Raw genomic sequence first — 22,836 nt, 5'->3', positions numbered from 1 at the left:
TGTAAATGACCCCCCTGTTCAAATTCGAAGGGATCTACACGCCCGTCGTGACCCCTTACAACGACGATGGCAGCGTCAATTGGGACGCGCTGTCGGATGTGATCGAGTATCTGATCGAAAACGGCGTGCACGGCCTGATCTCGGGCGGCTCGACCGGCGAGAACTATTCCCAGACCGTGACCGAGCGCCTGGAACTGGCCAGGTTCACCCATGAACAACTGAAGGGCCGGCTGCCTCTGGTCGTTGGCACCGGCGCGATGATGACGCCGGATTCCACCGCTCTGGCCGCTGGCGCGCGAGAGATCGGCGCGGATGCGATCCTGCTGGCCAGCCCCGCCTATTCCGTGCCCACCGACCGGGAAAACGCGCTGAACGCGCTGGCCATCGACAAGGCCGCCGATCTGCCGGTGATGCTGTATAACTATCCGCACCGCACCGGCACTATGATGGGCGCGGAATTCCTGGACCGAGTGGGCCGCAGCCGCAATTTCTGCGGCATCAAGGAAAGCTCGGGTGATATCAACCGCGTGCACCTGCTGGCCCGCGATTATCCGCATATCCAGCTGGGCTGCGGTATGGACGATCAGGCGCTCGAGTTCTTTGCATGGGGATCACGGTTCTGGGTCTGTGGCGGGTCGAACTTCCTGCCGGCTGAACACGTGGCGCTGTACAACGCCTGTGTGGTCGAAGGCAATTTCGACAAGGGCCGCCGCATCATGTCGGCCATGCTGCCGCTGATGCATGTGCTGGAACAGGGCGGCAAATTCATCCAGACCATCAAGCAGGGCGTCACCATGAACGGCATCGACGCAGGGATAATGCGCCCGCCGCTGCGGGGTCTGAACAAAGATGACAAGCGCGCGCTGGAACAGGTGACGCGCGTGCTGAAACGCAAAATAGCCGACATATTGGCAGAAGGATAAGACACATGGCTCTGCTGACACAGGACGAATACAAATCCATCGCCGCGGGTCTGGACCTGCCCACCGGCGCTTTCATCGACGGCTCTTTTCGCCCCGCGATATCCGGCGCAACCTTCACCAGCATCAACCCGGCCACCGGCGAGACCCTGGCCGAGATCGCGGCCTGCGACTCGGAAGACGTGGATTTTGCAGTCGAAAAGGCGCGCGAGGCGTTTGACGATGGCCGCTGGTCGAAACTGCACCCGTCCGAACGCAAGGATGTTCTGATCCGTCTGTGCAAACTTCTAACGCGCAACGCGCGCGAGCTTGCGGTGATGGAAAGCATTGACAGCGGCAAGACCATCTACGATTGCGAGACCGTGGATGTGCCCGAGACGATCCACTGTCTGAAATGGCACGCCGAGGCGATCGACAAGATCTATGATCAGGTGGCCCCGGCCAGCGACGATCACATCGCCATGGTCGTGCGCGAACCGATCGGCGTTGTCGGTCTGGTGCTGCCGTGGAACTTCCCACTGCTGATGCTGGCGTGGAAGATCGGCCCGGCGCTGGCGGCGGGCTGTTCGCTTGTGATCAAACCTGCCAAGGAAACCACCCTGACCGCACTGCGCGTGGCGGAACTGGCGATGGAAGCCGGTATTCCGGCAGGTGTTCTCAACATCCTCCCCGGCGGTGGTTCCGAGGTGGGCGAGCCCATCGGCCGTCATATGGATATCGACATGGTGTCCTTCACCGGCTCGACCGTGACCGGCAAGAAGTTCCTGACCTATTCGGCGGAAAGCAATGCCAAGGAGGTCGTACTGGAAATGGGCGGCAAGAACCCCGCCATCGTGATGGATGACGCCGAGAATCTGGACCGTGTCGCTGCGCATGTGGTGAACGGAGCGTTCTGGAATATGGGCGAGAACTGCTCGGCCTCGTCCCGCCTGATCGTGCACAAGGACGTCAAGGCCGAACTGCTTGAACGCATCGCCTATCACACCAAACAGTGGAGTATCGGTGATCCGCTGGACCCGGAAACCCGCATGGGCGCGCTGGTCAGCGAAGGCCATTACAACAAGGTCTGCTCTTATCTTGAAAAGGCCCAGAATGTTGTGATCGGTGGCAAGGCCAAGGACGGGTTTGTCGAGGCCACCGTGGTCGAGGTCGAAAACAACACCGCCCTGCTGGCCCGTGAAGAGATCTTTGGCCCGGTTCTGTCGGTCATTGAAATCTCGGGCTTTGACGAGGCGATTCAGATCGGCAATGACACCGAATACGGTCTGTGTGCGTCGATCTTCACCGCCAATGCCAAACGCGCCATTCGCGGCGCCCGCGCCCTGCGCGCCGGGACCGTGACGGTAAACAGCTTTGGCGAGGGCGATATCTCGACCCCCTTTGGCGGCTTCAAGCAGTCGGGCTTTGGCGGTCGCGACAACTCGGTCCACGCTCATGATCAGTACACCCAGCTGAAAACCATCTGGATCGATCTGGCCGATGACGCCGACGAGGCCGTGAGTTGACGCGGTACAGCGCAAATTCCCTGCCGGTTCAACACGGGCCGGCAGCCTGGAATGCCATTCTGGGAGCGCAGGCTCCTGCGAAAGTGCTGGAGGATGACCTGAGCGCCGATTTTGTCGTGGTGGGGGCCGGGTTCGCGGGCCTGAGCGCGGCACGGCGCATCACGCAACTTGAACCCGAGGCAATGGTTGTTGTGATCGACGCGGGCCGGGTGGCCGAGGGCGCTGCGGGCCGCAACTCGGGCTTCATGATCGACCTGCCCCACGATCTGGCCTCGGACGATTATGCCGGCAGCGGCGATGACCACAAGATGATCGAGCTGAACCGGCAGGCTATTGGTTTTGCCCGCGCGGCGGTCGAGGAATACCAGATCGACCCGAATTACTTCGACCCGGTCGGCAAGGTCAACGGCGCGGCCAGCGAAGCCGCCGAGGCCCACAACAAAAGCTATGCCCGGCATCTGGCCTCGCTGGGCGAAGACAGCCAGCCGCTGGACCCACAGCAGATGTATGACCTGACCGGCTCGCGTCATTACATCTCGGGGCTTTACACGCCGGGCACGGTGGTATTGCAGCCCGCAGGCTATATCCGGGGTCTAGCGGGCGGGCTGGCCGGGCAAGGCGTGCAAATCTTTGAAAACAGCCCCGTCACCCGCTTTGAACGCGAGGGCGCAGGCTGGCGGGTGCAGGCGGAAAAGGCTGCCGTAACCGCATCGAAGGTCATTCTGACGGTCAACGGCCATCTGGAAAGCTTCGGCATCGAACGCGACCGGCTGATGCAACTGTTCCTGTTCGCCGTCATGACGCCGGAACTGGATCGCGACTCGCTGGCAAAGCTGGGCGGGCAATCGCGCTGGGGCATTACCCCTTCGGATCCGATGGGCACCACCATGCGCCGCATCGATACCGGTCAGGGCGGCAACCGTGTCGTAACCCGCACCTGCGCCGCCCTGCGCCCCGGCATGGCCCCCAAACAGGGCGACTTGAAGCGCGCCGCCCGCGTCATGCAGCGCAAATTCGACCAGCGCTTTCCGCAACTGGCGGGGATGCAGATGGAATACCAATGGGCCGGTCACCTGTGCCTCAGCCTCAACGGTGTCTCGGTCACCCGCGAGATCGACACCGGCGTCTATTCAGGCTGCGTTCAAAACGGGCTGGGCACCGCACGCGGCACCCTTACCGGCATCGCCGCAGCAGAACTGGCCTGCGACCACAGCTCAGCCATTTCCAGCCACTTCTCCGCCGAAGCCCAACCAAAACGCCTGCCACCGCAACCCTTCCGGGAGATCGGCGCGAACGCAATCCTCAGATGGAAAGAGTGGAAAGCCCGAAAAGACTGACCGAGACAGGTTCCGCTTGCCCATGCGCCCGCTGTCCGAGGTTGCTGTCCAAAGATAAATATCCCGCGCTCAAACGGGTTTGGGCACACCGAGTAAATCGCGGGCCTCTCTTACGTCTGGTGACGTCTCTCCTGCGGTGATCGACTTAAGAGCGGCGCCAAGGTCAGATGCCGCAGCGGGTTTGCGCCCAAATTTCCTGCAATGCCTGACATAGTCCACCGCCGTTCGAAGTTCGAACATATTCGCGCGCTGTCGGCGGGCGGTTTCGAAAGCCGCGTGGAACTCAGCTTCGGCGGGCCCGCTCTGCGAGCTTGCGAGGGCGTGAACCCGGTCCGTTTCGGCCTGCGCCCAGCCTTCATTCGTCAGGCTCTGGTGTTCGCGGGCTTCAGCCAGAAAGTTCAAAGACCCTTCCCGATCCCCAGTTCGCAGGGTCAATTCAGCAATCAGGGTCAAAAAGAAGGGTTTGTAATTCCCCGCCCCGCTCGCCCACCAGGCCTGCGCTGCGTGTAGCAGCGCAGGGATCGTTTCGGGTCCGGGGGCGACGTATGCCTCCACCCAGCTTCGCCACATCCTTGCTGTCAACGACATGAAGGTAAAGGAATGCTCGGCAGACAGAGCCTCAAGCTGGTCGACAACCTCAACCACTTTTTCGGGTTCGCGGCGCAGAAGGTGCAGCATGCACAGGTAGGTGAGCGACTGCGCGATGCTATGGGCATGCGCAAGCGTTCGTGCGCCCGAAACCGCCTGACTTTGAATTTCTAGTGCCCTGTCCGGCTGTCCGCGCATCCAGACGGCCAGACTTAGGAAACAGGATGTAATGGCTGCATGATCGGACCCGTAGATAAACGCCAGATGCCCGTCACGGTCCGGGCTGTAGAGGTCCAGCGCGTCTTGCAGGTGATCATGGGCCGGCCCCAGCTCCCCGATATGGAACAGAACCGCCCCCATTGCCCGATGCGCCACCATCTGATGCTGGGTTTCGCCGGTCGTTTCCGCAAGTTCCAGCAGTCGCCCGGCGACCGTGCGGGCCAGGTCATATTCGGCACGCACCAGATGAAAGGAATACAGGCCGTTCAGGATCGGGAACAGGTGCCCGGTTTCTTCGACGCGCTCGCATAGGTCCCGGATGCGCGAATAAACCGATCCGGTTTCATCCGCAGCAATCCCCGCCGTCGAGCGCAAAACGCCCGCGCGAAGGACCTGAATCTCAATCTCTTTCCGATCCCGCTCGGGGCTGCTGTTCTGCTGGCTAAGCTGCTCGATTGCCAGGCCGAGTTGTGTGTTCGCCTCGATATTGGCCGACCTTTTGACCGCGCGCTGGCCGGCGAGGTATCGGCAGTCGATTGCCTCGGTTGCCATTCCGGCCAGCGTGTAGTGGTGCGCCAGAATCTCGGGGCTGGCATCGCCGATATGGTTGGATTTGTGGCTTAGCGCCTGCGCAACGCGCGCATGCAGAACCCGGCGCTCGCTTTTCAGAAGGCTGTTATAGGCGGTGTCCCGAATAAGGGCATGACGGTAGCTGAAGGATTGCGGATCGTCTGAGTCGGAAATCGTGACGATACCCGCATCGACCAAAAGCTCCAGACCAGCCCGCAACGCTTTTTCCCCAAAGCGGGACACTTTGGCGATCAGCGGATAGGAAAACTGCGGCCCGATAACCGCACCGATCTGTGCCACCTCCTTGGCTGAACTCAGACGGTCCAGGCGCGCCATCAGCGCATCATGCAAGGTGCTGGGCACCGAACTGGCCGGGGATGCGTCGCCTATTTTGAATGTCTCGGCTTCCCCCATCAGAAGCCCCGATTCAACCAGGTCTTTCGTGACCTCTTCGACATAAAGCGGCACGCCATCGGATCGGGCGGCAATCAGTTCATACATCTCGTCCGAGATCCCGTCGCATTTGGCGACCTCGTTCACAATGCCTTTGACCTGACCAAAATCCAGTTGCCGCAACGCGACCTTCGTCAGGTTCGACTGCAAGGCCCAACCGGGATCAAACTCGGGCCTGAATGTCATCACCACAAGAACCGGAAGGTCCTTGATCTGATCAGCGATCCGGTCCAGCAGCAGCTTGGTCGTCGGATCAACCCAATGAGCATCCTCAAACAACAGCAGCACGGGCGCTTCCCTGGCCCTGGCAACAAGCGTGTCAATCAGCAGCCCCAGCGTCTGGTCCATGACCTGCTGCGGTGTCAGGTCCAACGGCCCCAGTTGATCTTCGAAAGGAACCGAAAGAAGCGATGCCGCCAGCTTCAGGGTCCGGCTGCCATCATCCCCAAGAACCGAGGAAATCTTCTTCAGCTTCACGTCGTTTGCATCATCGGCGCGAAGGTCAGCGGCGGTTTCGAGTTGGCGAATGGCCGGATAAAACGCGCTGGCATAATGGTAAGGCGAGCACTGATACCGAATTTGGGCGTGCGATGCCCCGGCAATGTTCTGGCTGAGCTCTTCGACCAGCCGGGACTTGCCAATGCCCGCCTCACCCGACACCAGAACAACCTGCCCCTGACCGCCACAGGCCAGTTTCCACTTGTCTCCCAGCGCCTCGTATTCCGTCGTGCGACCGACCAATGGACCAAGCGAAACGCTGTCGGTGGCCATGAACCGGCTGATGGTTTCGCGCGTCCCAGTCACCTGCCAGGCTTCGACCTCTTTCGCGAACCCCTTGAGCTTGAAGACCCCGCGCAGAACGTATTCAAAGGCGTTCCCGGCCAATTGATGTGTGCTCGGGGCGACAATCAGCGTGCCGGGGTCCGCCATGGCCTGCAAACGTGCGGCCAGATTGGGCGTCTCGCCCATGGCGGTGCCATCCTCGAACATCTTTTCGCCGCGCAGATCGCCAACGACAACCAGCCCAGTCGCTATCCCTATCCGAACGTTCAACTTCGCATGGGTGCGGATTTCCGGGATTTCCTTGATGATCCGCAGTCCTGCTCGAACGGCGCGTTCCGGGTCGTCTTCATGGGCATGAGGGAAGCCGAAAAACACCATGATCCCGTCACCGTAATAACTGGCGATATGGCCATCAAAAGCTGCGACCGAGGCGGCACAGCTTTCCTTGAACAGCCGCAGGACCTCGGCCAGGTCTTCCGGATCGACCCGCTGGGACAGCTCAGTTGACCCCACCAGGTCGATGAACATAACGGTCAGTTGCCGCCGCTCGGCAACGATCGACGGACCCAGAGCGGTGTTTTGCGGGCGGTGATCCCCATCGACACTGGCGCGAACGGCTTTCATGAAACGCCGCCGCGGACCGAGCGGCAGCCCAATGGTGACAAGGTCTTCGTCCGTCAGTTCGGTTAAGTCACCAAGTTCGATTTCGTGTTCTGAAAAGGCCGGGGCATATTTGGACAACCCGTGTTTTTCAAGCCAGAGCGCGATATCGGACATTCATTCGTTTCCCATACCGTTGCGGTCGGCTCGATGGCTCATCCCAACGGCAGGCATCTCCCTGCTTAAATTGTTGTCTCAGGACAGCCGGTGGCCATTGCCGAATGCCTTGAGCTGCCTGGCCTCAATGAAAACGACGCGTATTGCGCGGTCAAGGGCTTCGTCCACAGCCCGCAAAACTCACTGGACGGAGTTTCGTCAAATGCGGGTTGCCAACCATCGCGTCAATTGCTGGCCTCGACCTTCTGGCGCTGAACACCCAGACCCCCGATCCCCAACTCTATGACATCGCCGGGCTTTAGGTAAACCTCGGGTTTTTGTCCCAACCCAACACCCGGCGGCGTCCCGGTCGAGATCACATCGCCGGGGTGCAACGACATGAACTCCGACAGGTGCGAGATAACGGTCGCTACATCGAAATGCATCGTTCTGGTCGATCCGTTCTGATAGCGGTGACCGTTCACCTCAAGATACATCGGCAAGTTCTGCGGGTCCGGCACCTCGTCGCGGGTCACCAGCCAGGGGCCGATGGGGCCAAACGTGTCGGCGGATTTGCCTTTGACCCACTGGCCCGAGCGGTGCATCTGAAAGTCCCGCTCGGACAGGTCGTTGACCACGCAATAGCCCGCCACGTAATCCAGCGCACCTTCAACCGAGACGTATTTGGCGTGCCTGCCGATCACCACGCCCAGCTCGACTTCCCAATCGGTCTTGACCGAGCCGCGAGGGATTTCAACCGTGTCATCGGGGCCGATGATGGACGAGGTCGCCTTGAAGAAGATCACAGGCTCATCCGGCAGCGCCATGCCGGATTCGGCAGCGTGATCGGCATAGTTCAGACCGATGCAGATGAATTTACCCACCTGACCGACGCAGGCCCCGATGCGCGGCGCGCCTTCGACAACAGGCAGGCTGTTCACATCCAACGCGCGCAAGGCGTCAAAGCTGGCATCCGACAGCGCCTCGCCCGCGATATCGCCGACGACGCCCGACAGGTCACGGATGGTGCCGTCATTGTCCAGAAGCCCCGGTTTTTCCTGACCCACAGGGCCGTAACGCAGCAGTTTCATGTCAAATCTCCCTGATCAAACGGTCCAGCCGCCATCGATGGCGAAAGACTGTCCGGTGGTGAATGCGGTCTCGTCGCTGGCCAGATAGACGGCCAGCGCGGCGATCTCGTCAGCGTGGCCGATGCGGCCCATGGGCTGGCGTGCGATGAAGTCCTTCATGGCCTGTTCATAGTCACCGGTGGCGCGCAGGCGGTCGTGCAGGCTGGGGCTGTCGACGGTACCCGGGCAGATGGCGTTGCAGCGGATACCCTGCGTTATGAAATCCGCAGCGATGGATTTGGTTAGCCCGATCACCGCCGCCTTCGAGGCGCAATACGAAAACCGGTTCGGCACACCTTTGATCGACGAGGCGACCGAGGACATGTTGATGATCGATCCGCCGCCGTTTTCCAACATGCCGGGCAGCACCAGCTTGGCCAGCCGGTACATTGCCTTGACGTTCAGGTCGAAGCTGAAATCCCACTGATCCTCGTCGCATTCAAGGATCGAGCCCGCGCCGACGAAACCTGCACAGTTGAACAACACGTCCAGCGTGCCTGCATCTTCAACGACCCGGGCCACCGCATCCGCGTCGGTGACGTCCAACTTCTCGGCAGTGACACCGTCAATTTCGTCCAGTTCCGCCAGCGTTGCGTCGTTGATATCGCAGGCCACGACCCGAGCACCCTCGGCCACGTATTTTTCGACGCCGGCGCGGCCAATCCCCTGCCCCGCAGCGGTTACAAGCGCTTTCTTTCCGGCCAGACGGCCCGTTTGCTGTGTCATGTCGTCCTCAATCCGAGTGGAATGCCTCTGTCATCATTGCCCCGTGTTCACCTGGTCTGCGGGTTTTCGCTGAGATCGAGGCAACTCCTGCGTCCAACCGTCAGTTTCACCTTCGAAATCAGAGTGCTCTGCTGCCGACAGCCGATCAACCGCTTTTCCGCCTCATCGATTTGTATGTAAAACACTTATTTACTTTTAAATCAACATTGACTTTGCCCTGCATCTTGCCCCACGATTTCGAAAACCGCCATCACACGGTTTGGGAGGGCAGATTGACCGAAACCACCGAGAAATACCGCGCCCCGGCGCTGGAAAAAGGTTTGGACATTATCGAGCTGCTGTCGCTTCACGCCGACGGTCTGGCGCAGGGCGATATCGCACGCGCGCTGGATCGGTCCCAAAGCGAGATTTACCGCATGCTGACCACGCTGGTGCGGCGCGGCTATGTCATGCGCTCGTCCGAGGATGATCTGTATTCGCTGACACTGAAGATGTTCGCGGTCTCGCAACGCCACCCACCCCTGGAACGATTGCTCGAGCTTTCGACGTCAAAGATTCGGGCCGTCACCCGAAAGGCCTGGCAATCCTGCCATATGGGCATGGAAAGCAACGGCGACATTGTGGTCGTCGCATCAGTCGCGTCGCCCGGAAACTGGGGGCTTGCTTTGCGGGTTGGTACGGTGATCGGGCTGGGCAACACGGGAACCGGCCGCGTTCTGGCGGCGTTCCGCAGTGACGCGGACTTGGACGAGTTGCTGGACAAGCACCGGCTGGCACAGGGCGAGCCGGAACTGGACCCCGTCGAACTCAAAGAACACGTCGCGCGTATTCGCGAATGGGGGTACGAGCGGATGCCGTCAGCCACCGCTGTCGGGGTCACGAACCTCGCCTACCCTGTGCTGGACCACGAAGGCCGCGCGATCAGTGTCGTGAACTGCCCCTTCCTGGAACGGATCGACCAGTTTGAGGTTCCGGGCATCGAAGAGGTGCACGAGATGTACAAGGCGCTGGCGGACTATCTGACGGATTTCTACGCGGGCAGGCAGAGCTGATCGGCGGGGCTGTCTTGAGTAACCCCTGCGGATTGACTAGCCTTTCGCGAAGCCACGGTCCCGCGCCGGACTGACACAATGTGAAACGGTCGGGAACAACGCGACGGAGATACGCATGTATCGTTTCGACGACTTTGAGCTTGATGTTGACCAGTTCGAGCTTCGCCAGTTCGGGCAACCCGTGCATGTGGAGCCGCGTGCGCTGGAATTGGTGTGTTTGTTGATTGAAAGCCGGGATCGCGTCATCGACCGGGACGAGATCATCGAAAAACTCTGGGACGGGCGTGCCGTGTCGGATGCCGCCGTGTCCACCTGTCTGAAAAGCGCGCGCCGGGCCGTTGGGGATGACGGGAAATCCCAGGCCCTGATCAAAACGGTACACGGGCGCGGGTTCCGGTTTGTTGGCCGGGTCGAAGACCACACTCTCACCGTTTCGCACTCCGTGTCTGCCAGGGTCTCGGACCTACCCTCGCTGGTCATTCTGCCGATGCAGGTGTTTGGCGATTCTCCGGACCTGCAGGGGGTTGCAGACGGGCTGGTCGAGATGCTGACGACCGTGCTAACCCGCGTGCCGTTCCTGTCGATCATTTCCCGCGCCGCCAGCTTTGCGATGAAGGACAGCGCGATCGACCTTGCCACGGTCCGTGACCGGTTTGGCGTCTGGTACATGTTGGAGGGCAGTCTGCAGGAAACCCCTGCCGGGGTTCGGGCGAATTTCCAGCTGATCGATGTGGCCAGCGGCCATCACCACTGGGCGCGGCGGATCGAGCAGGCGCGCGACGAAGACATCAGCGAGGGGCTGCTGAACGCCGCGCTGCCGGTGCTGGAACCCCAACTGGTGCGGGCGATGATGAAGGACCTCAGCACCGCAACCGCCGAAGGGTCTGCCCCGGCGCTGACACTGGAAGCCATCGGTGTTCTGTCCCTGAAAGGATGGAACCGCGCGTCGTTCGGGAATGCCCGGCAGTTGCTGGAACGCGCCATCTCGTTGCAGCCCGATCTGGCGCTGGCCCATGCCTATCTGGCGCTGGTTCTGGGCATCGGGCACCGCGTCGGCATTCTGGAAGAGCGTCAAGCGTTGTTTGACCGCGTGAACGCTTTGGTGGACACCGCGATGGATATTGACGGGATGGACTCGACCATTCTGGGCATGACCGGCTGCGCACTGGCCGATATCGGAGACCGCGACCGGGCCCTGCCGATCCTGCGCACGGCGCTGGAATTGAACCCGGACAATGCGCAGGCACGAACGGCGCTTGGGGCCGCGCATCTGCTGGCCGGCAACTTCCCCGAAGCGGTGCGCGAACTCGAAGACGGCATCCGCGTCAGCCCGATGGACCCGCGCCGCGCCGTCTGGGGCGCTGCACTTGCAACGGCAGCCCTGCTGAGCGGTGACGTGGAAAAAGCCCGGGCCGAGGCCACCAAGGCCTGCGATGCGGACCACCGCAACCACATCCCGCGCGTCGTTCTGGCCGCTATCGGTGTGGTTTGCAAAGACCTTAAGATGGCGCAATCGGCGCTGACTTCGGCTTTCAGGATCAGACCCGATCTGTCCGACACAGAAATCCGGGCGGTCGTCGGCAAAGAGATTCAGATCCACCTGTCCTCGCTGGTTGAAGCCATTCGCGCGCAAAGCACGCCCTAGCTGTCCTCCAGAAGAAACTCGGTGATCAGCCGGCTGCACCGATGCCAGGCCGGGTCCGTCTCGGGCAGAATGTGGTTAGAGGTTTCCAGCGGCACAAATCTGGCCCCCGGAATACCCGCTGCCAGCGCCTGCCACTGCCGAAAATTGATGGCGGTATCCTCACGCGCGTGCAGAACCAGCGTGGGGACCGAGACCTGGCCTAGAATCTCGCGCACATCCACCTCTCCGATGGCAGCAATGAGCTTTGCCGCGTTGCGCCCGTTAGACGACTGCGCCTGCAACTCGCTGAACCATTTCAGGTATTCCGCCGGCGCATTGGGCATGAACGTGCCGCTGAACATCTGCTGCACGGCCCCCGCGCCGCCCCAGACGCTTTCGATCAGGGCAATCGCAGCCTCGGTCGCCTTGATACGCTTTTCGCTGCCGTGATGCCGCCGCCCGCAGGCATAGCCTGCATAAAACGCCATCCTCGAAACGCGATCCGGGTTCTTGACGCAATAGGCAACGCTGACCGCAGCCGCCTGCGAAATCCCAAGTATCGGGAATCGCTCAAGGCCAACGGCATTGGCGACTGCCTCCAGATCCTCGACCTGCCGCTCCAGCGAGAAATCCTCGACCTCCCATTCGCTCAGCCCGTTGCCGCGTGGATCGTAGCGGATAAGCTCTTGGGTCTGGGCAAAATGGCGGTGGACATGCCTCCAGACCGGGCTGTTCCAGTCCAGTTCCACATGGGTCAGCCAGTGCGAGGTCTTGATCAGCGGCGGTCCTTCTCCGGCGATGGAATAGGCGATCCGCGTGCCGTCCTTGCTGTGACAAAAATAGATGTCCTGCTCGGGCTTGTCGTCAGTTTGTGCGGCGGGTCCGGCGCCGCTTTCCACGGTGGATGCGATAAAGCGGAAGCCGCGACCGTGGATCGTCTTGACCATGTTCTGCGTCGCGCCGCTGTCGCCCACGGCGTTTCGCACGGCGTAAATCGCCGAGGACACGGCCGCGTCCGAGATAAACCGCCCTTCCCAGATCGTGTCGATCAACTCGTCCCGTGTGACCACGCGATCGCGGTTTTCGACCAGATGGATCAGGATTTCCAGAACCTTGGGCTCGATGGAAACCGGCGCACCCCGCGCGCGCAACTCCAGCCCGGCGGTATCAAGGGTAAACTCTCCGAAACTGTAATTCATGCCGGAAGCCTAGCGGCGTGGGCCGGATTTGTCATCTGAGGGCACATTTTCCGCATATCAGCGGTTTCCCCAAGAATTCCCCAAGAAACCCCAAGATCCTCCTCAAGCTTCACCTCTGCGAGGCCGCTAAGCCTGTGGGTACAGGGCGATCATGCCCAAACCTGATTGGAGAAGAAGATGAACATGACACAGCAAATGACCCAGGCCAACAACGGCGTGAATGTCGAAGCCCTGATGGGTGCCCGCGAAGCGCTGACCGACATGCCCGCAGCGGCTGAATTCACATGGCGCGCCGAATGCGAATGGATGAACGGGGTGCACAGCCGCTCGACCGTCAAAGGGTTCTTTGGCCTTGGCGAAGAGCATGAGCATTCTGAGACATTCACCTTTGACGCCGACCACCCGGCCTGTTTCGCAGCCGAGGATCGGGGCGCGACCCCGGTCGAGATCGTCCTGTCCGCGCTGGCAAGCTGCCTGTGTGCGGGCGTGGCCTCGGTCGCGCAGAACCGGGGCATCCAGCTGAACTCGGTGATGGCAAAGGTCGAAGGTGACATGAGCCTGCACGGCATCCTCGGGATCGACCCGGATGTACGCAATGGCTTCAAAGCCATCCGCGTAGCCTTCGATATCGATGCCGACGCCACGCCGGATGAAATCGCCGCAGTCGTGGCGCAAAGCCAAAAACGTTCGGCCGTTTTCGACATCATCACCAACCCGGGCAACGTGCGGGTGTCTGTCACCTGACGGCGTCCCGCGCATCATCCCAAAAAGGAATTTCATTATGTTTACGATCGCCGCTTTTTCCGCAATCGCCGCTGGCCTTGCCGCACTCATCAACAAAGTCTCGCGCCCGCGCACCGCGCACAGCCCCGCGAGCGTGCTGAGTGACCGGTTGCTGACCGATATCGGCCAGCACCGGTACCGCGAGGTGCGAAAGGCCGCCTCGGCCCTGTCCCATCGCGGCGGTCGTTTTCCCTTGTAAATCCTGCGGACCCCGCATGCCGGGGTCCCCCATTTCAAACCCTTTGACCCAGAGGCCCAAGATGCTTTCAACAACCACCCTGATCATCGGGGCGGGCCAGTGCGGCCTTGCCATGAGTTTCGAACTGAGCAAACGCTCGATCGACCACCTGGCTCTGGACGCCGGACGCGCCGGTGAAAGCTGGCACAGCCGCCGCTGGGAATCGCTGCGCCTGCTAACCCCCAACTGGATGAACACGCTGCCGGGCCAGAGGCACGGTCCCGGTGATCCTGATGGGTTTGCCACCGCCAAAACCTTTGCCGGTGAAATCGCCAGATGGGTGTCGCGCAATGCCCCGCCCCTGCTGCCCAATACGTCTGTCAGTGCCCTGACGCGGTTGGGCGACGGGTGTCTTGCCGAGACACCCCGCGGTCCGATCCGCTGCCAATCCGTGGTCATCGCAACCGGCGCCTGCGCACGGCCCAAGGTTCCGGCCTTTGCGCGGACCCTGCCCCATCGCATCGAACAGTTTTCCCCGATCTCCTACCGCAGCCCGTTGGAACTGCGCGCGGGCGGTGTGCTGGTGGTGGGGGCCTCGGCCTCTGGCCTGCAGATCGCGCAGGAATTGGCCTGGTCCGGTCGCAAGGTCACGCTGGCCGTTGGCAGCCACGGGCGTTTGCCGCGAAGCTATCGCGGAGCCGACATTCTGCAATGGATGCATCTGGCCCGCGTGTTTGATGAGCCCTTCACCAAGATCGACGATCTGGACCGGGTGCGCCGCACGCCCTCGCTGCCGCTGATCGGAACGCCTGAACGCGCCGACCTGAATCTGGATGTTCTGCAGGCGCGGGGCGTCGAACTGGTTGGGCGGATGATGGATATCCGCGACGGCAAGGCGCTGTTCTCGGGCAGTTTATTCAATGCGGCGGCGTCCGCCGACCTGAAAATGAACCGGCTGCTGGACCGGGTGGATAGCTGGGTCAGCAACCATGGCTTCGACGATCTGGTGGCGCCGCCCCAACGCTTTGCGCCGATTTCGGTGCCCTCCGATCCGCGTCTGAGCATCGATCTGTCCGAATTCGACACCGTGATCTGGGCGACCGGGTTCAATCCCGATCATCGCTTTGTCCAGATGCCCGTCTTCGACCGCAAGGGCCGTATCCAGCATCACGGCGGCATCGTCGAACCCGGCCTTTATGTCATGGGCCTGCCGTATCTGCGCACTAGCCGTTCGGTGCATATCGACGGCGCGGCGCGCGACGCAAAGGCACTGGCCCGTCAGATCACCCGTCAACTCAACCAACCTTTGGCCGCCTGAAAGGAGCCTATCATGCAACCGCAGAGATTTGATGCAATCGTAATCGGCGCCCGCGTGGCCGGGGCCTCGACCGCCATGGCTCTGGCGCGGGGCGGCGCGCGTGTCCTGATGGTGGATCGCGAAGCCGAGATCGGTGACACGCTGTCGACCCATGCACTGATGCGCCCGGCGGTTCACCTGCTTGCGCATTGGGGGGTTCTGGACCGGATCAAACCCTCGACCCCGGCGGTCAGAACGACGCAATTTGTCTATGGCGACGAGGTCGTCGATATCCCGGTCAGACCCGACATCGGGTATGAGGGGCTGTTTGCGCCCCGCCGCTGGCTGCTGGACAAAACGCTGGGCGATGCCGCGCAAAAGGCCGGGGTTGAACTGCGGACCGGCACCATCTGCTGCGATATTGTCCGTGGCCGCGACAACCGGGTGACGGGCGTTGTCCTGATGGACCGGGACGGCAAGAACTATCAGGTCAACGCCGATCTGGTCATCGGCGCGGACGGGCGGAATTCGACCCTTGCCAAACTGGTCGGCGCACGCGACATGGTCCGGTCGAACACCCGCTCGGCCTGCGCTTACGCCTATGTCCGGGGCCTGCCGAATGCCGGATACCGCTGGTTTCATGACCACAATATCGCGGCGGGGTTGATCCCCGCGACCGATGGTCAGCATTGCCTGTTCGCCGCCTGCCGACCCGAGGATTTCAAGGCAAGGTTCGGCACGGATATCCGTGCGGGGTTGCGCGATCAGCTGCGGCGATGGGATGGTCATGCGGCGGACCAACTGGACCAACGCTCCTTTGCCGAAAAACCCAGACGGTTTCCGGGCGCGGCGGGCCATATGCGGCAATGCGCGAGTGCGGGATGGGCTTTGGTCGGGGATGCGGGATACTTCAAGGACCCGCTGACCGCCCATGGCATCACCGACGCCTTGCGGGACGCACATATCCTTGCCGAAACAGCTTTGACGCAGGGGTTTGATGATCTGTCCGATTACCAGCGCACGCGCGACCGGTTGTCGGCAAAGCTGTTCAGCCTCACGGCAAAAATCGCGTCTTTCGACTGGACGTTGGAGCAGCTCAAAACCCTGCACATGCACCTGAATGCCGAGATGAAGGCCGAATTTGCCCATCTGGTCGGGTCGCTCGAAACATCTGAGCAGGCACCCACCCCGGTTCTTCCGGCAATTGCTCAGGGCTTTGAAGCGCCCTCATACGCGCGCAGCGCGCGGCCATGATCGGGCGTGTCACGAACCCAGACCAATGGCCCGCAGCCCGGCCTCGGCGCATGTGATGTCGTCGGGGCCAGCGGCACCGGATACGCCAATCGCGCCGATCAGGATGCCGTTCTCCAATATGGGCAGCCCGCCGTCCCAGGCGCACAGGTCGGGGCGGTTTGCCAGGCCAAGCTGCAACGCAGGCTCTGACAACATCCGCTCGGCAAATGCGCGGGTGGTTTTGCCCAACACGGCAGTCCGCGCCTTGTCCAGCGCAAATCCCGAGACCGCAGCAGGCGTGCCATCCATGCGCCCTGCGGCAACCATGTGACCGCTGGGGTCCACGACCACAGCCGAAACCTGCCAGTCATTTTCGGCGGCGTGGCTCAGGGCGGTCTGAACCGCACTATTGGCCGAGGCCTGTGTTATGACGCGTCTGGTGAAGGAAACAGGCATCTTGTCCTCTTGCTCTCAAACTGTTGCCGCGCGTTGGTCACAGGTCGAAGATCAGCTCATTCGTGCCCTGCTGGACCCTTTGATCCTCCTGATTGAAGACATCGAACCGGAAGGAGATGATCCCGCGTCGACCGGACGAGGTATCGCGTTTCGACACGACATGCAGTTCGGCCCGGATCGTATCCCCGGCCAAAACCGGCTGCTCGAACCGCCAGTTCCACCCCAGCGAGGCAAGCCCGTCCGGGCGCGCGCTGGACTGGAATTTCAACCCATCGACAACCGACAGGATCAGCAGCCCATGCGCCACACGCGCCTTGTATCCAAGCTGCTTTGCGACCTGATCATCCAGATGCAACGCGTATTTGTCGCCGGTCAGGTCGGCAAAACCCGCGATCAGGTCTGCCGTGATCTCGGCAGACCCGGTTTTCATCACATCCCCAACCTGCAGGTCGTGATAGCCGTAGATTCCAGCACTCAGAGGGGTTGCGGTCATTCCGGAACAGGGGCGTCTTCGCGCAGCAGACCCTTGGCTTTCAGGTCGGCCCAGAACTCTGCCGGGATGTCATGGCTGAACCAGTTCAGATTCTGCTCCAGCTGCTCGACCGTGCGGGTGCCCGCCATGAAGGTCGGCACCGCCGGATGGGCAACCACAAACTGCAGCGCAGCGGCTGGCAGGGGCACGTTGTACTCGGCGCAGACCGCCTCGATCTTGCGGACCTTGTCCATGATATCGGCAGGGGCCGGGGCGTAGTTGTACTTGGCCCCTTCCTTGGCCCCCGTCGCCAGAATGCCCGAGTTGAAGCCGCCGCCGACAACCACCGCCGCGCCGCGTTCTTCGCAAAGCGGCAGGAACTGATCCAGCGCGTCCTGTTCCAGCAGGGTGTACCGGCCAGCCAACAGGAAACAATCGAAATCGCGCTGTTCCAGCGCGGCGTGGCAGACCTCCCACTCGTTCACGCCGACGCCGATGGCTTTGACAACGCCCTGATCGCGCAGGCTTTCCAGCGCTTTCCAGGCCCCGTCCATCGCCTGCTTGAACACCTCGGGCTGTTCGTCACCACGGGTGAACACGTCGATATCGTGGATGAAACAGATATCCATGTGCTCCAGCGCCATCCGCTGCAGACTGTCTTCGAACGAGCGCATGATCCCGTCATAGCTGTAGTCGAAATGCATGGTGAAGGGAGCGGCGTTGGTCCAGGGCTCAAAGTTGATGTCCTGCCGACGCCCGGGCTTCAGGATCCGGCCAACCTTGGACGACAGGATAAAGTCATCGCGGTCCTTCCAGCGCAGGCTGTGACCTGTCCGCATCTCGGACAGACCGTGGCCATACATCGGGGCAGTGTCGAAATACCGGACCCCCTTGTCCCAGGCGTGCTGGATCATGGCGTTCGACGTTTCTTCGTCAATCTCGCGGAAGATGTTGCCAATCGGCGCAGTGCCGAAGCCAAAGGCGGATACGTTCAGATCCACCCGGCCAAATTTGTTCTTCGTGTTCGGATTCATGCGAGCCTCCCAAATGCAAACCGGACCGCCGATTTTTTCGTTTCAATTAAGTAACTGATTGGTTATTTATAGCATATGCCGAAACCGATCAACCCACTTGACGAACCGGCCTTGCGGAGCGTATTAGTAACTGATTGGTTACATTATGAGGCGCTACGATGTTCCTGACGGAAACCCACATCCAGGTTCGCGACATGACCCGCCAGTTTGCCGAAGGTGTCATCCGCCCCGCCGCGGAAGAGCTGGACCGGGATTCGCGCTTTCCCGCTGAAATCTATGACCAAATGGCCGAGCTCGGCCTGTTCGGCATCGGCGTCCCGGAAGAGCTTGGCGGGCCCGGATTCGACACCGTCACCTACGCTCTGGTGATGGAGGAATTGTCGCGCGGCTATGCCTCGATCGCGGATCAATGTGGGTTGCTGGAACTGGTCACGACACTGCTGGTGCGCCACGGAACGCCGCAACAGCAGGGCAAATGGCTGGGTGATCTGCTGGCGGCCAAACTTCGCCCGGCCTATTGCATCACCGAACCCGAAGCGGGCACCGATGTCTCGGGCATTCGCACTACGGCAGTTCGGGACGGCGACGGATGGGTGCTGAACGGCGGCAAGATCTGGATCCACAACGCGCCGGTCGCGGATCTGGGTTTTGTTCTGGCCCGCACCGACCCCGAGGCCGGGCATCGCGGCATGTCGATTTTTGTGGTCGATCTGCATGCCGACGGCGTCACACGCGGCCCGAAAGAGATCAAGATGGGCCAACGCGCCAGCCAGGTCGGCCCGCTCTCCTTTGACGATGTGCGCCTGCCCGCCGATGCCTTGCTGGGCACCGAAGGGCGCGGCTTTCACATGATGATGAGCGTTCTGGACAAGGGCCGCGTCGGCATCGCCGCGCTGGCGGTCGGCATCGGTCAGGCGGGGCTCGAGGCCGCGACGGACTATGCCCAGCAGCGCAAGCAATTCAGCAAACCCATCGCCGATTTTCAGGGCGTTCAGTGGTTGCTGGCCGATATCGCCAAGGATGTTGAGGCCGCCCGGCTGCTGGTCCACTCTGCCGCCTACAAGATCGACACCGGCCAAGATGCCACCAAGGCTTGTTCGATGGCCAAGTGCTTTGCCGGGGATATGGCTGTTCAGCGGTCCTCGGACGCGGTGCAGGTGTTTGGCGGGTCGGGCTATATTCGCGGGTTCGAGGTTGAGCGCCTGTATCGCGACGCAAAAATCACGCAGATTTACGAAGGAACCAACCAGATTCAGCGTATGATCATCGCCCGAGAACTTCTGTCGAAAGGGGCTGCCGCATGAGCCGTCACGCAGCATTTGTTACCGGGTCTTCCCGTGGGATCGGTCTGGCCGCCGCCATTGCATTGGCGCGCGAAGGCTTCGCCATCGCGGTAAACGGCCCGCAGATGGACGATGAACTGCAGGGTGCGCTGGACAGCATCCGTGCCCTTGGCGTGCCTGCGGTTGCGGCGGCTTTTGACGTCTCGGAAATCGGAACCCATGACGACCAACTGGCCGCAATCGAAGCCGAGATTGGCCCGCTGACAACGCTGGTGAACAACGCGGGCGTCGGCGTGATGCAGCGCGGTGATCTGCTGGAGGTCACCGAGGCCAGTTATGACCGCTGCATGGCCGTCAACACCAAGGCAATGTTCTTCCTGTCGCAGGCTTTTGCCAAGCGGCTGGTTGCCCGCGACCGCGATCCCGACCTGTTTCACAGCATCGTCAACGTAACATCCTCGAACGCGGTGGCGGTGGCCGCCCCCCGCGCCGAATATTGTGCCTCCAAGGCGGCGGCGGCGATGATCTCTAAAACCTTCGCCGTGCGGCTGGGGCAGGAAGACATCGCCGTCTATGACGTGCAGCCCGGCCTGATCGCAACCGACATGACCGCCCCGGTGATCGAGATGTATGACCAGCGCGCCAGGGACGGGCTGACCCTGTTCCCCCGCGTCGGCCAACCCAAGGATATGGGCCGCATCATCGCATCACTGGCCAGTGGCAAACTTCCCTACACGACCGGTCAGGCCATCTCAGCGGATGCCGGACTGCTTGTTCCCCGTTTCTAAGGTTAATTCATGAAAATTCAGCTGCCTGATACCACCGGAAAACTGCATGACTATGCGCTGGTCGGCATGCCGGTCGCCCCGTCGAAGCTGACACCGAACTCGGCCCGGGTTCTGTATTCCGCCGCCCATGTTGTGGCAGACCCGTTTGGCGACCATGACCCGACCGGCCCGGCGCATGTCGACTGGGCAAAGACAATGGATTTCCGCCACTATCTGGCCGGAATGGGCATGGGCATTGCCGAGGCGATGGACACCGCCCAACGCGGCATGGGGCTGGACTGGACCGGCGCATTGGAGCTGATCCGCCGCACCCGCGAGGAACTGCCCGACGCGCTTGTCGCCAATGGCTGCGGCACCGATCATCTGGACCCGGCGGATGCAAAAACGTTGGACGATGTACGCCGGGCCTATCTTGAACAGGTCGAGGCCATTCAAAAGCTGGGCGGGCGGATCATCCTGATGGCATCGCGCGCCTTGGCGAAGGTGGCGACCGGGCCGGATGATTATATCTCGGTCTACAACGATGTGCTGGCGGCCTGCGATGAACCCGTCATCTTGCATTGGCTGGGTGCGATGTTTGACCCGCAGCTTGCCGGGTACTGGGGTTCGGACAATTTCGACGATGCGCTGGAAACCGTGCTGGCGGTCATAGGTGCAAATGTGGACAAGGTGGACGGGATCAAAATCTCGCTGCTGGATGCCGAGAAAGAGGTCATCATGCGCCGCCGGTTGCCCGAGGGCGTCAGGATGTATACCGGCGACGATTTCAACTATCCCGAACTGATCGAGGGCGACGATCAGGGATATTCTCACGCACTTCTCGGCATCTTCGACCCGCTCGCCCCCGCCGCCGCTTATGCGGTCAGCAAATTGAGCGAGGGTGACGCCAGGACCTTCCGCGACACGCTGGACCCGACGGTTCCGCTGGCCCGCCATATCTTCCGGGCGCCGACACAGTATTACAAAACCGGCGTGGTGTTTCTGGCCTGGCTGAACGGGTTTCAGGACCATTTCATCATGCTGAACGGCGCGCAGGCGGCGCGGTCCCTGCCCTATTTCACCGACTGTTTCAAAATGGCCGATGAATGCGGGTTGTTGCGCGATCCGGATCTGGCGGTCGCGCGCATGGGGCATATGCTGAAACTTTACGGGGTCTGAGGCTTGCGCGATTTCTCGAACGATCATTCCGCATTGGCGCTGAACACGGCGACGCTGGGCCATAATCTGGACGGCCACGGCGCGGGCTGGTCGCCCGAGCAGGTGATCGACGCCTGCGCCGCGCGCGGTTATGGCGGAATCACCTTCTGGCGGCGCGAGTTGGACGGGCGCGCGGCCGATATCGGCCAACGTGTCCGCGCCGCCGGGATGCAGGTTTCCGGCCTGTGCCGCACGCCGTTCCTGACCGGCCCGCTGGCGCTGCCATCGGATCAGCAGATCATGGACGATTTTCACCTGTCCATCGATCAGACCGCCGCGCTGGAAACCGAGGTTCTGACCATCGTGACCGGCGGGCCCGAACCGGGCACCAAAGGCGTTATGGAAAGCCAGAAAACCCTCGCCGACCGCGTGGCCCGCGCCGCCCCTTACGCGGCCGAACGCGGTGTGAAACTGGCGTTGGAGCCGCTGAACCCCGCAACCGCAGGCAATCGCACCTGCCTGATGACCGCCGCAGATGCGCTGAATGTCTGCGATGCGGTCGGGGCAGAGAATGTGGGCGTTGCGATCGATGTCAATCACGTCTGGTGGGACACGACGATGGCCGGCACCCTCGCGACCCGCGCCAACGGCCGCATCTATGGCTATCACCTGTGCGACTGGCTGGCCGATACGTCGGACATCCTTCTGGACCGGGGGATGATGGGCGACGGCGTCGCCGATCTGTACGCCCTGCGCGCCGCCGTCGAAAACGCCGGCTATGACGGCCTGTGCGAGGTCGAGATATTCTCGGCCGAAAACTGGTGGAAGCGCGACCCGCACGAGGTTCTGGACATCATTGTCGAGCGGTTCAGGACCTGCTGCTAAAGCGTTTCGGGTTTTACCCGACTCATTTTGCGGTGCGAATGTCCCGAGAACGCCGTAGGCGTGGCAGGGTATTCGTGCCTCTAGTTAAACCCGAAACGTTATTGGGTCAGACCTCGATATCGCAGACAAAAACGCCGTCCGGACCGCCAACGGTTTTGGCAACGATCCGCCCGCCGATTTCCTGATGGGTTGGATCGACCAGATAGACGTCGCGCACGGCGGCATCGCGAAAATCGAACCAGAACATATCGTTGAAATCGCGGACAAGGTCGGTTTCGACGGACACGTTGCTGCGGCTCTGGAAATCGAGAATGCCGTCGATATGGCCCTTCAACCCCTCCAGATCCTTGTAAAGCGCGGACTTCTCAGCCTCGGAAACATCGCCTGCAAAGCGCAGATGTACCAGATGACGTATCATTTCACTCTTC

Annotated in this window: 21 protein-coding genes; 13 read left to right on the top strand and 8 right to left on the bottom strand. The window is 61.5% G+C overall.

The features are described from left to right. Positions 1–5 precede the first annotated feature (5 nt). From ACR0K1_RS00340 to ACR0K1_RS00330, 3 genes are read left to right on the top strand one after another with little or no spacing between them, the layout of a single operon-like run. Positions 6–923 (top strand): dihydrodipicolinate synthase family protein, encoded by a 918-nt coding sequence (locus ACR0K1_RS00340; RefSeq protein WP_480611719.1) that lies wholly within the window; start codon positions 6–8, stop codon positions 921–923. Between the two features lie 5 nt (positions 924–928). Beyond that, on the top strand, positions 929–2,425 hold the full coding sequence (locus ACR0K1_RS00335) for an aldehyde dehydrogenase (RefSeq protein WP_480848010.1): 1,497 nt from the start codon (positions 929–931) through the stop codon (positions 2,423–2,425). Further along, positions 2,422–3,762: an NAD(P)/FAD-dependent oxidoreductase gene (locus ACR0K1_RS00330; protein ID WP_480848008.1), complete on the top strand. Its 1,341-nt coding sequence runs from the start codon at positions 2,422–2,424 to the stop codon at positions 3,760–3,762. The genes ACR0K1_RS00335 and ACR0K1_RS00330 overlap by 4 nt, the downstream gene beginning before the upstream one ends. Before the next feature lie 69 nt (positions 3,763–3,831). On the opposite strand, the gene ACR0K1_RS00325 is transcribed toward ACR0K1_RS00330, so the two are convergent. From ACR0K1_RS00325 to ACR0K1_RS00315, 3 genes are all read right to left on the bottom strand, one after another. Continuing rightward, a complete protein-coding gene (locus ACR0K1_RS00325; RefSeq protein WP_480848006.1) occupies positions 3,832–7,152 on the bottom strand; it encodes an AAA family ATPase in 3,321 nt (1,106 codons plus the stop codon). A 224-nt stretch (positions 7,153–7,376) separates the two neighbouring features. After that, a complete protein-coding gene (locus ACR0K1_RS00320; protein WP_480848004.1) occupies positions 7,377–8,222 on the bottom strand; it encodes a fumarylacetoacetate hydrolase family protein in 846 nt (281 codons plus the stop codon). 15 nt (positions 8,223–8,237) lie between these two features. Beyond that, positions 8,238–8,987, bottom strand: a complete 750-nt coding sequence (locus ACR0K1_RS00315; protein WP_480848002.1) for an SDR family oxidoreductase — start codon at positions 8,985–8,987, stop codon at positions 8,238–8,240. 272 nt (positions 8,988–9,259) lie between these two features. Between ACR0K1_RS00315 and ACR0K1_RS00310 the strand changes: the two genes are divergently transcribed. Continuing rightward, on the top strand, positions 9,260–10,039 hold the full coding sequence (locus ACR0K1_RS00310; protein WP_480848000.1) for an IclR family transcriptional regulator: 780 nt from the start codon (positions 9,260–9,262) through the stop codon (positions 10,037–10,039). A gap of 115 nt (positions 10,040–10,154) precedes the next feature. Beyond that, positions 10,155–11,684: a winged helix-turn-helix domain-containing protein gene (locus ACR0K1_RS00305; RefSeq protein ID WP_480847998.1), complete on the top strand. Its 1,530-nt coding sequence runs from the start codon at positions 10,155–10,157 to the stop codon at positions 11,682–11,684. Here the strand turns inward: ACR0K1_RS00305 and ACR0K1_RS00300 are convergent. After that, positions 11,681–12,862 (bottom strand): alpha/beta hydrolase, encoded by a 1,182-nt coding sequence (locus tag ACR0K1_RS00300; protein ID WP_480847996.1) that lies wholly within the window; start codon positions 12,860–12,862, stop codon positions 11,681–11,683. The genes ACR0K1_RS00305 and ACR0K1_RS00300 overlap by 4 nt on opposite strands. A 183-nt stretch (positions 12,863–13,045) precedes the next feature. On the opposite strand from ACR0K1_RS00300, the gene ACR0K1_RS00295 reads away from it, so the two are divergent. From ACR0K1_RS00295 to ACR0K1_RS00280, 4 genes are all read left to right on the top strand, one after another. Further along, positions 13,046–13,606 carry an OsmC family protein gene (locus ACR0K1_RS00295; RefSeq protein WP_480847994.1) on the top strand — a complete coding sequence of 187 codons (561 nt, stop codon included), beginning with the start codon at positions 13,046–13,048 and terminating at the stop codon, positions 13,604–13,606. A gap of 37 nt (positions 13,607–13,643) precedes the next feature. Beyond that, complete coding sequence (locus tag ACR0K1_RS00290) at positions 13,644–13,844, top strand: hypothetical protein (protein WP_480847992.1); 201 nt, start codon at positions 13,644–13,646, stop codon at positions 13,842–13,844. A gap of 61 nt (positions 13,845–13,905) precedes the next feature. Further along, complete coding sequence (locus ACR0K1_RS00285; RefSeq protein WP_480847990.1) at positions 13,906–15,141, top strand: flavin-containing monooxygenase; 1,236 nt, start codon at positions 13,906–13,908, stop codon at positions 15,139–15,141. Between the two features lie 12 nt (positions 15,142–15,153). Continuing rightward, positions 15,154–16,374 carry an NAD(P)/FAD-dependent oxidoreductase gene (locus tag ACR0K1_RS00280; protein ID WP_480847988.1) on the top strand — a complete coding sequence of 407 codons (1,221 nt, stop codon included), beginning with the start codon at positions 15,154–15,156 and terminating at the stop codon, positions 16,372–16,374. A gap of 9 nt (positions 16,375–16,383) precedes the next feature. On the opposite strand, the gene ACR0K1_RS00275 is transcribed toward ACR0K1_RS00280, so the two are convergent. Genes ACR0K1_RS00275 through ACR0K1_RS00265 form a run of 3 tightly spaced genes read right to left on the bottom strand, consistent with a single transcriptional unit; the run spans position 16,384 to position 18,315 of the window. After that, entirely contained in the window at positions 16,384–16,809 is a 426-nt protein-coding gene (locus tag ACR0K1_RS00275) for a GlcG/HbpS family heme-binding protein (RefSeq protein ID WP_480611734.1), read from the bottom strand. A 37-nt stretch (positions 16,810–16,846) separates the two neighbouring features. Continuing rightward, entirely contained in the window at positions 16,847–17,302 is a 456-nt protein-coding gene (locus ACR0K1_RS00270) for a MaoC family dehydratase (RefSeq protein ID WP_480611735.1), read from the bottom strand. Beyond that, positions 17,299–18,315, bottom strand: coding sequence for an aldo/keto reductase (locus ACR0K1_RS00265; protein ID WP_480611736.1), 1,017 nt, complete (start codon positions 18,313–18,315; stop codon positions 17,299–17,301). Before ACR0K1_RS00265 ends, ACR0K1_RS00270 begins: the two co-directional genes overlap by 4 nt. Before the next feature lie 158 nt (positions 18,316–18,473). On the opposite strand from ACR0K1_RS00265, the gene ACR0K1_RS00260 reads away from it, so the two are divergent. From ACR0K1_RS00260 to ACR0K1_RS00245, 4 genes are read left to right on the top strand one after another with little or no spacing between them, the layout of a single operon-like run. Continuing rightward, on the top strand, positions 18,474–19,619 hold the full coding sequence (locus ACR0K1_RS00260; RefSeq protein ID WP_480611737.1) for an acyl-CoA dehydrogenase family protein: 1,146 nt from the start codon (positions 18,474–18,476) through the stop codon (positions 19,617–19,619). Next, entirely contained in the window at positions 19,616–20,386 is a 771-nt protein-coding gene (locus ACR0K1_RS00255) for a 3-ketoacyl-ACP reductase (RefSeq protein ID WP_480611738.1), read from the top strand. Before ACR0K1_RS00260 ends, ACR0K1_RS00255 begins: the two co-directional genes overlap by 4 nt. A gap of 9 nt (positions 20,387–20,395) precedes the next feature. Then, positions 20,396–21,544, top strand: coding sequence for a dihydrodipicolinate synthase family protein (locus tag ACR0K1_RS00250; RefSeq protein WP_480847984.1), 1,149 nt, complete (start codon positions 20,396–20,398; stop codon positions 21,542–21,544). Positions 21,545–21,547: 3 nt separating this feature from the next. After that, entirely contained in the window at positions 21,548–22,408 is an 861-nt protein-coding gene (locus ACR0K1_RS00245) for a sugar phosphate isomerase/epimerase family protein (protein WP_480847982.1), read from the top strand. A gap of 106 nt (positions 22,409–22,514) precedes the next feature. Here ACR0K1_RS00245 and ACR0K1_RS00240 read toward each other — a convergent pair whose 3' ends face one another. Then, positions 22,515–22,826 (bottom strand): Dabb family protein, encoded by a 312-nt coding sequence (locus ACR0K1_RS00240; RefSeq protein WP_480611741.1) that lies wholly within the window; start codon positions 22,824–22,826, stop codon positions 22,515–22,517. Between the last annotated feature and the right edge of the window lie 10 nt (positions 22,827–22,836).

Source organism: Ruegeria sp. F5 (assembly GCF_056533845.1).
The sequence above is the reverse complement of the archived record's forward strand: the minus strand, read 5'-3'. Positions and strand labels throughout refer to the sequence as shown.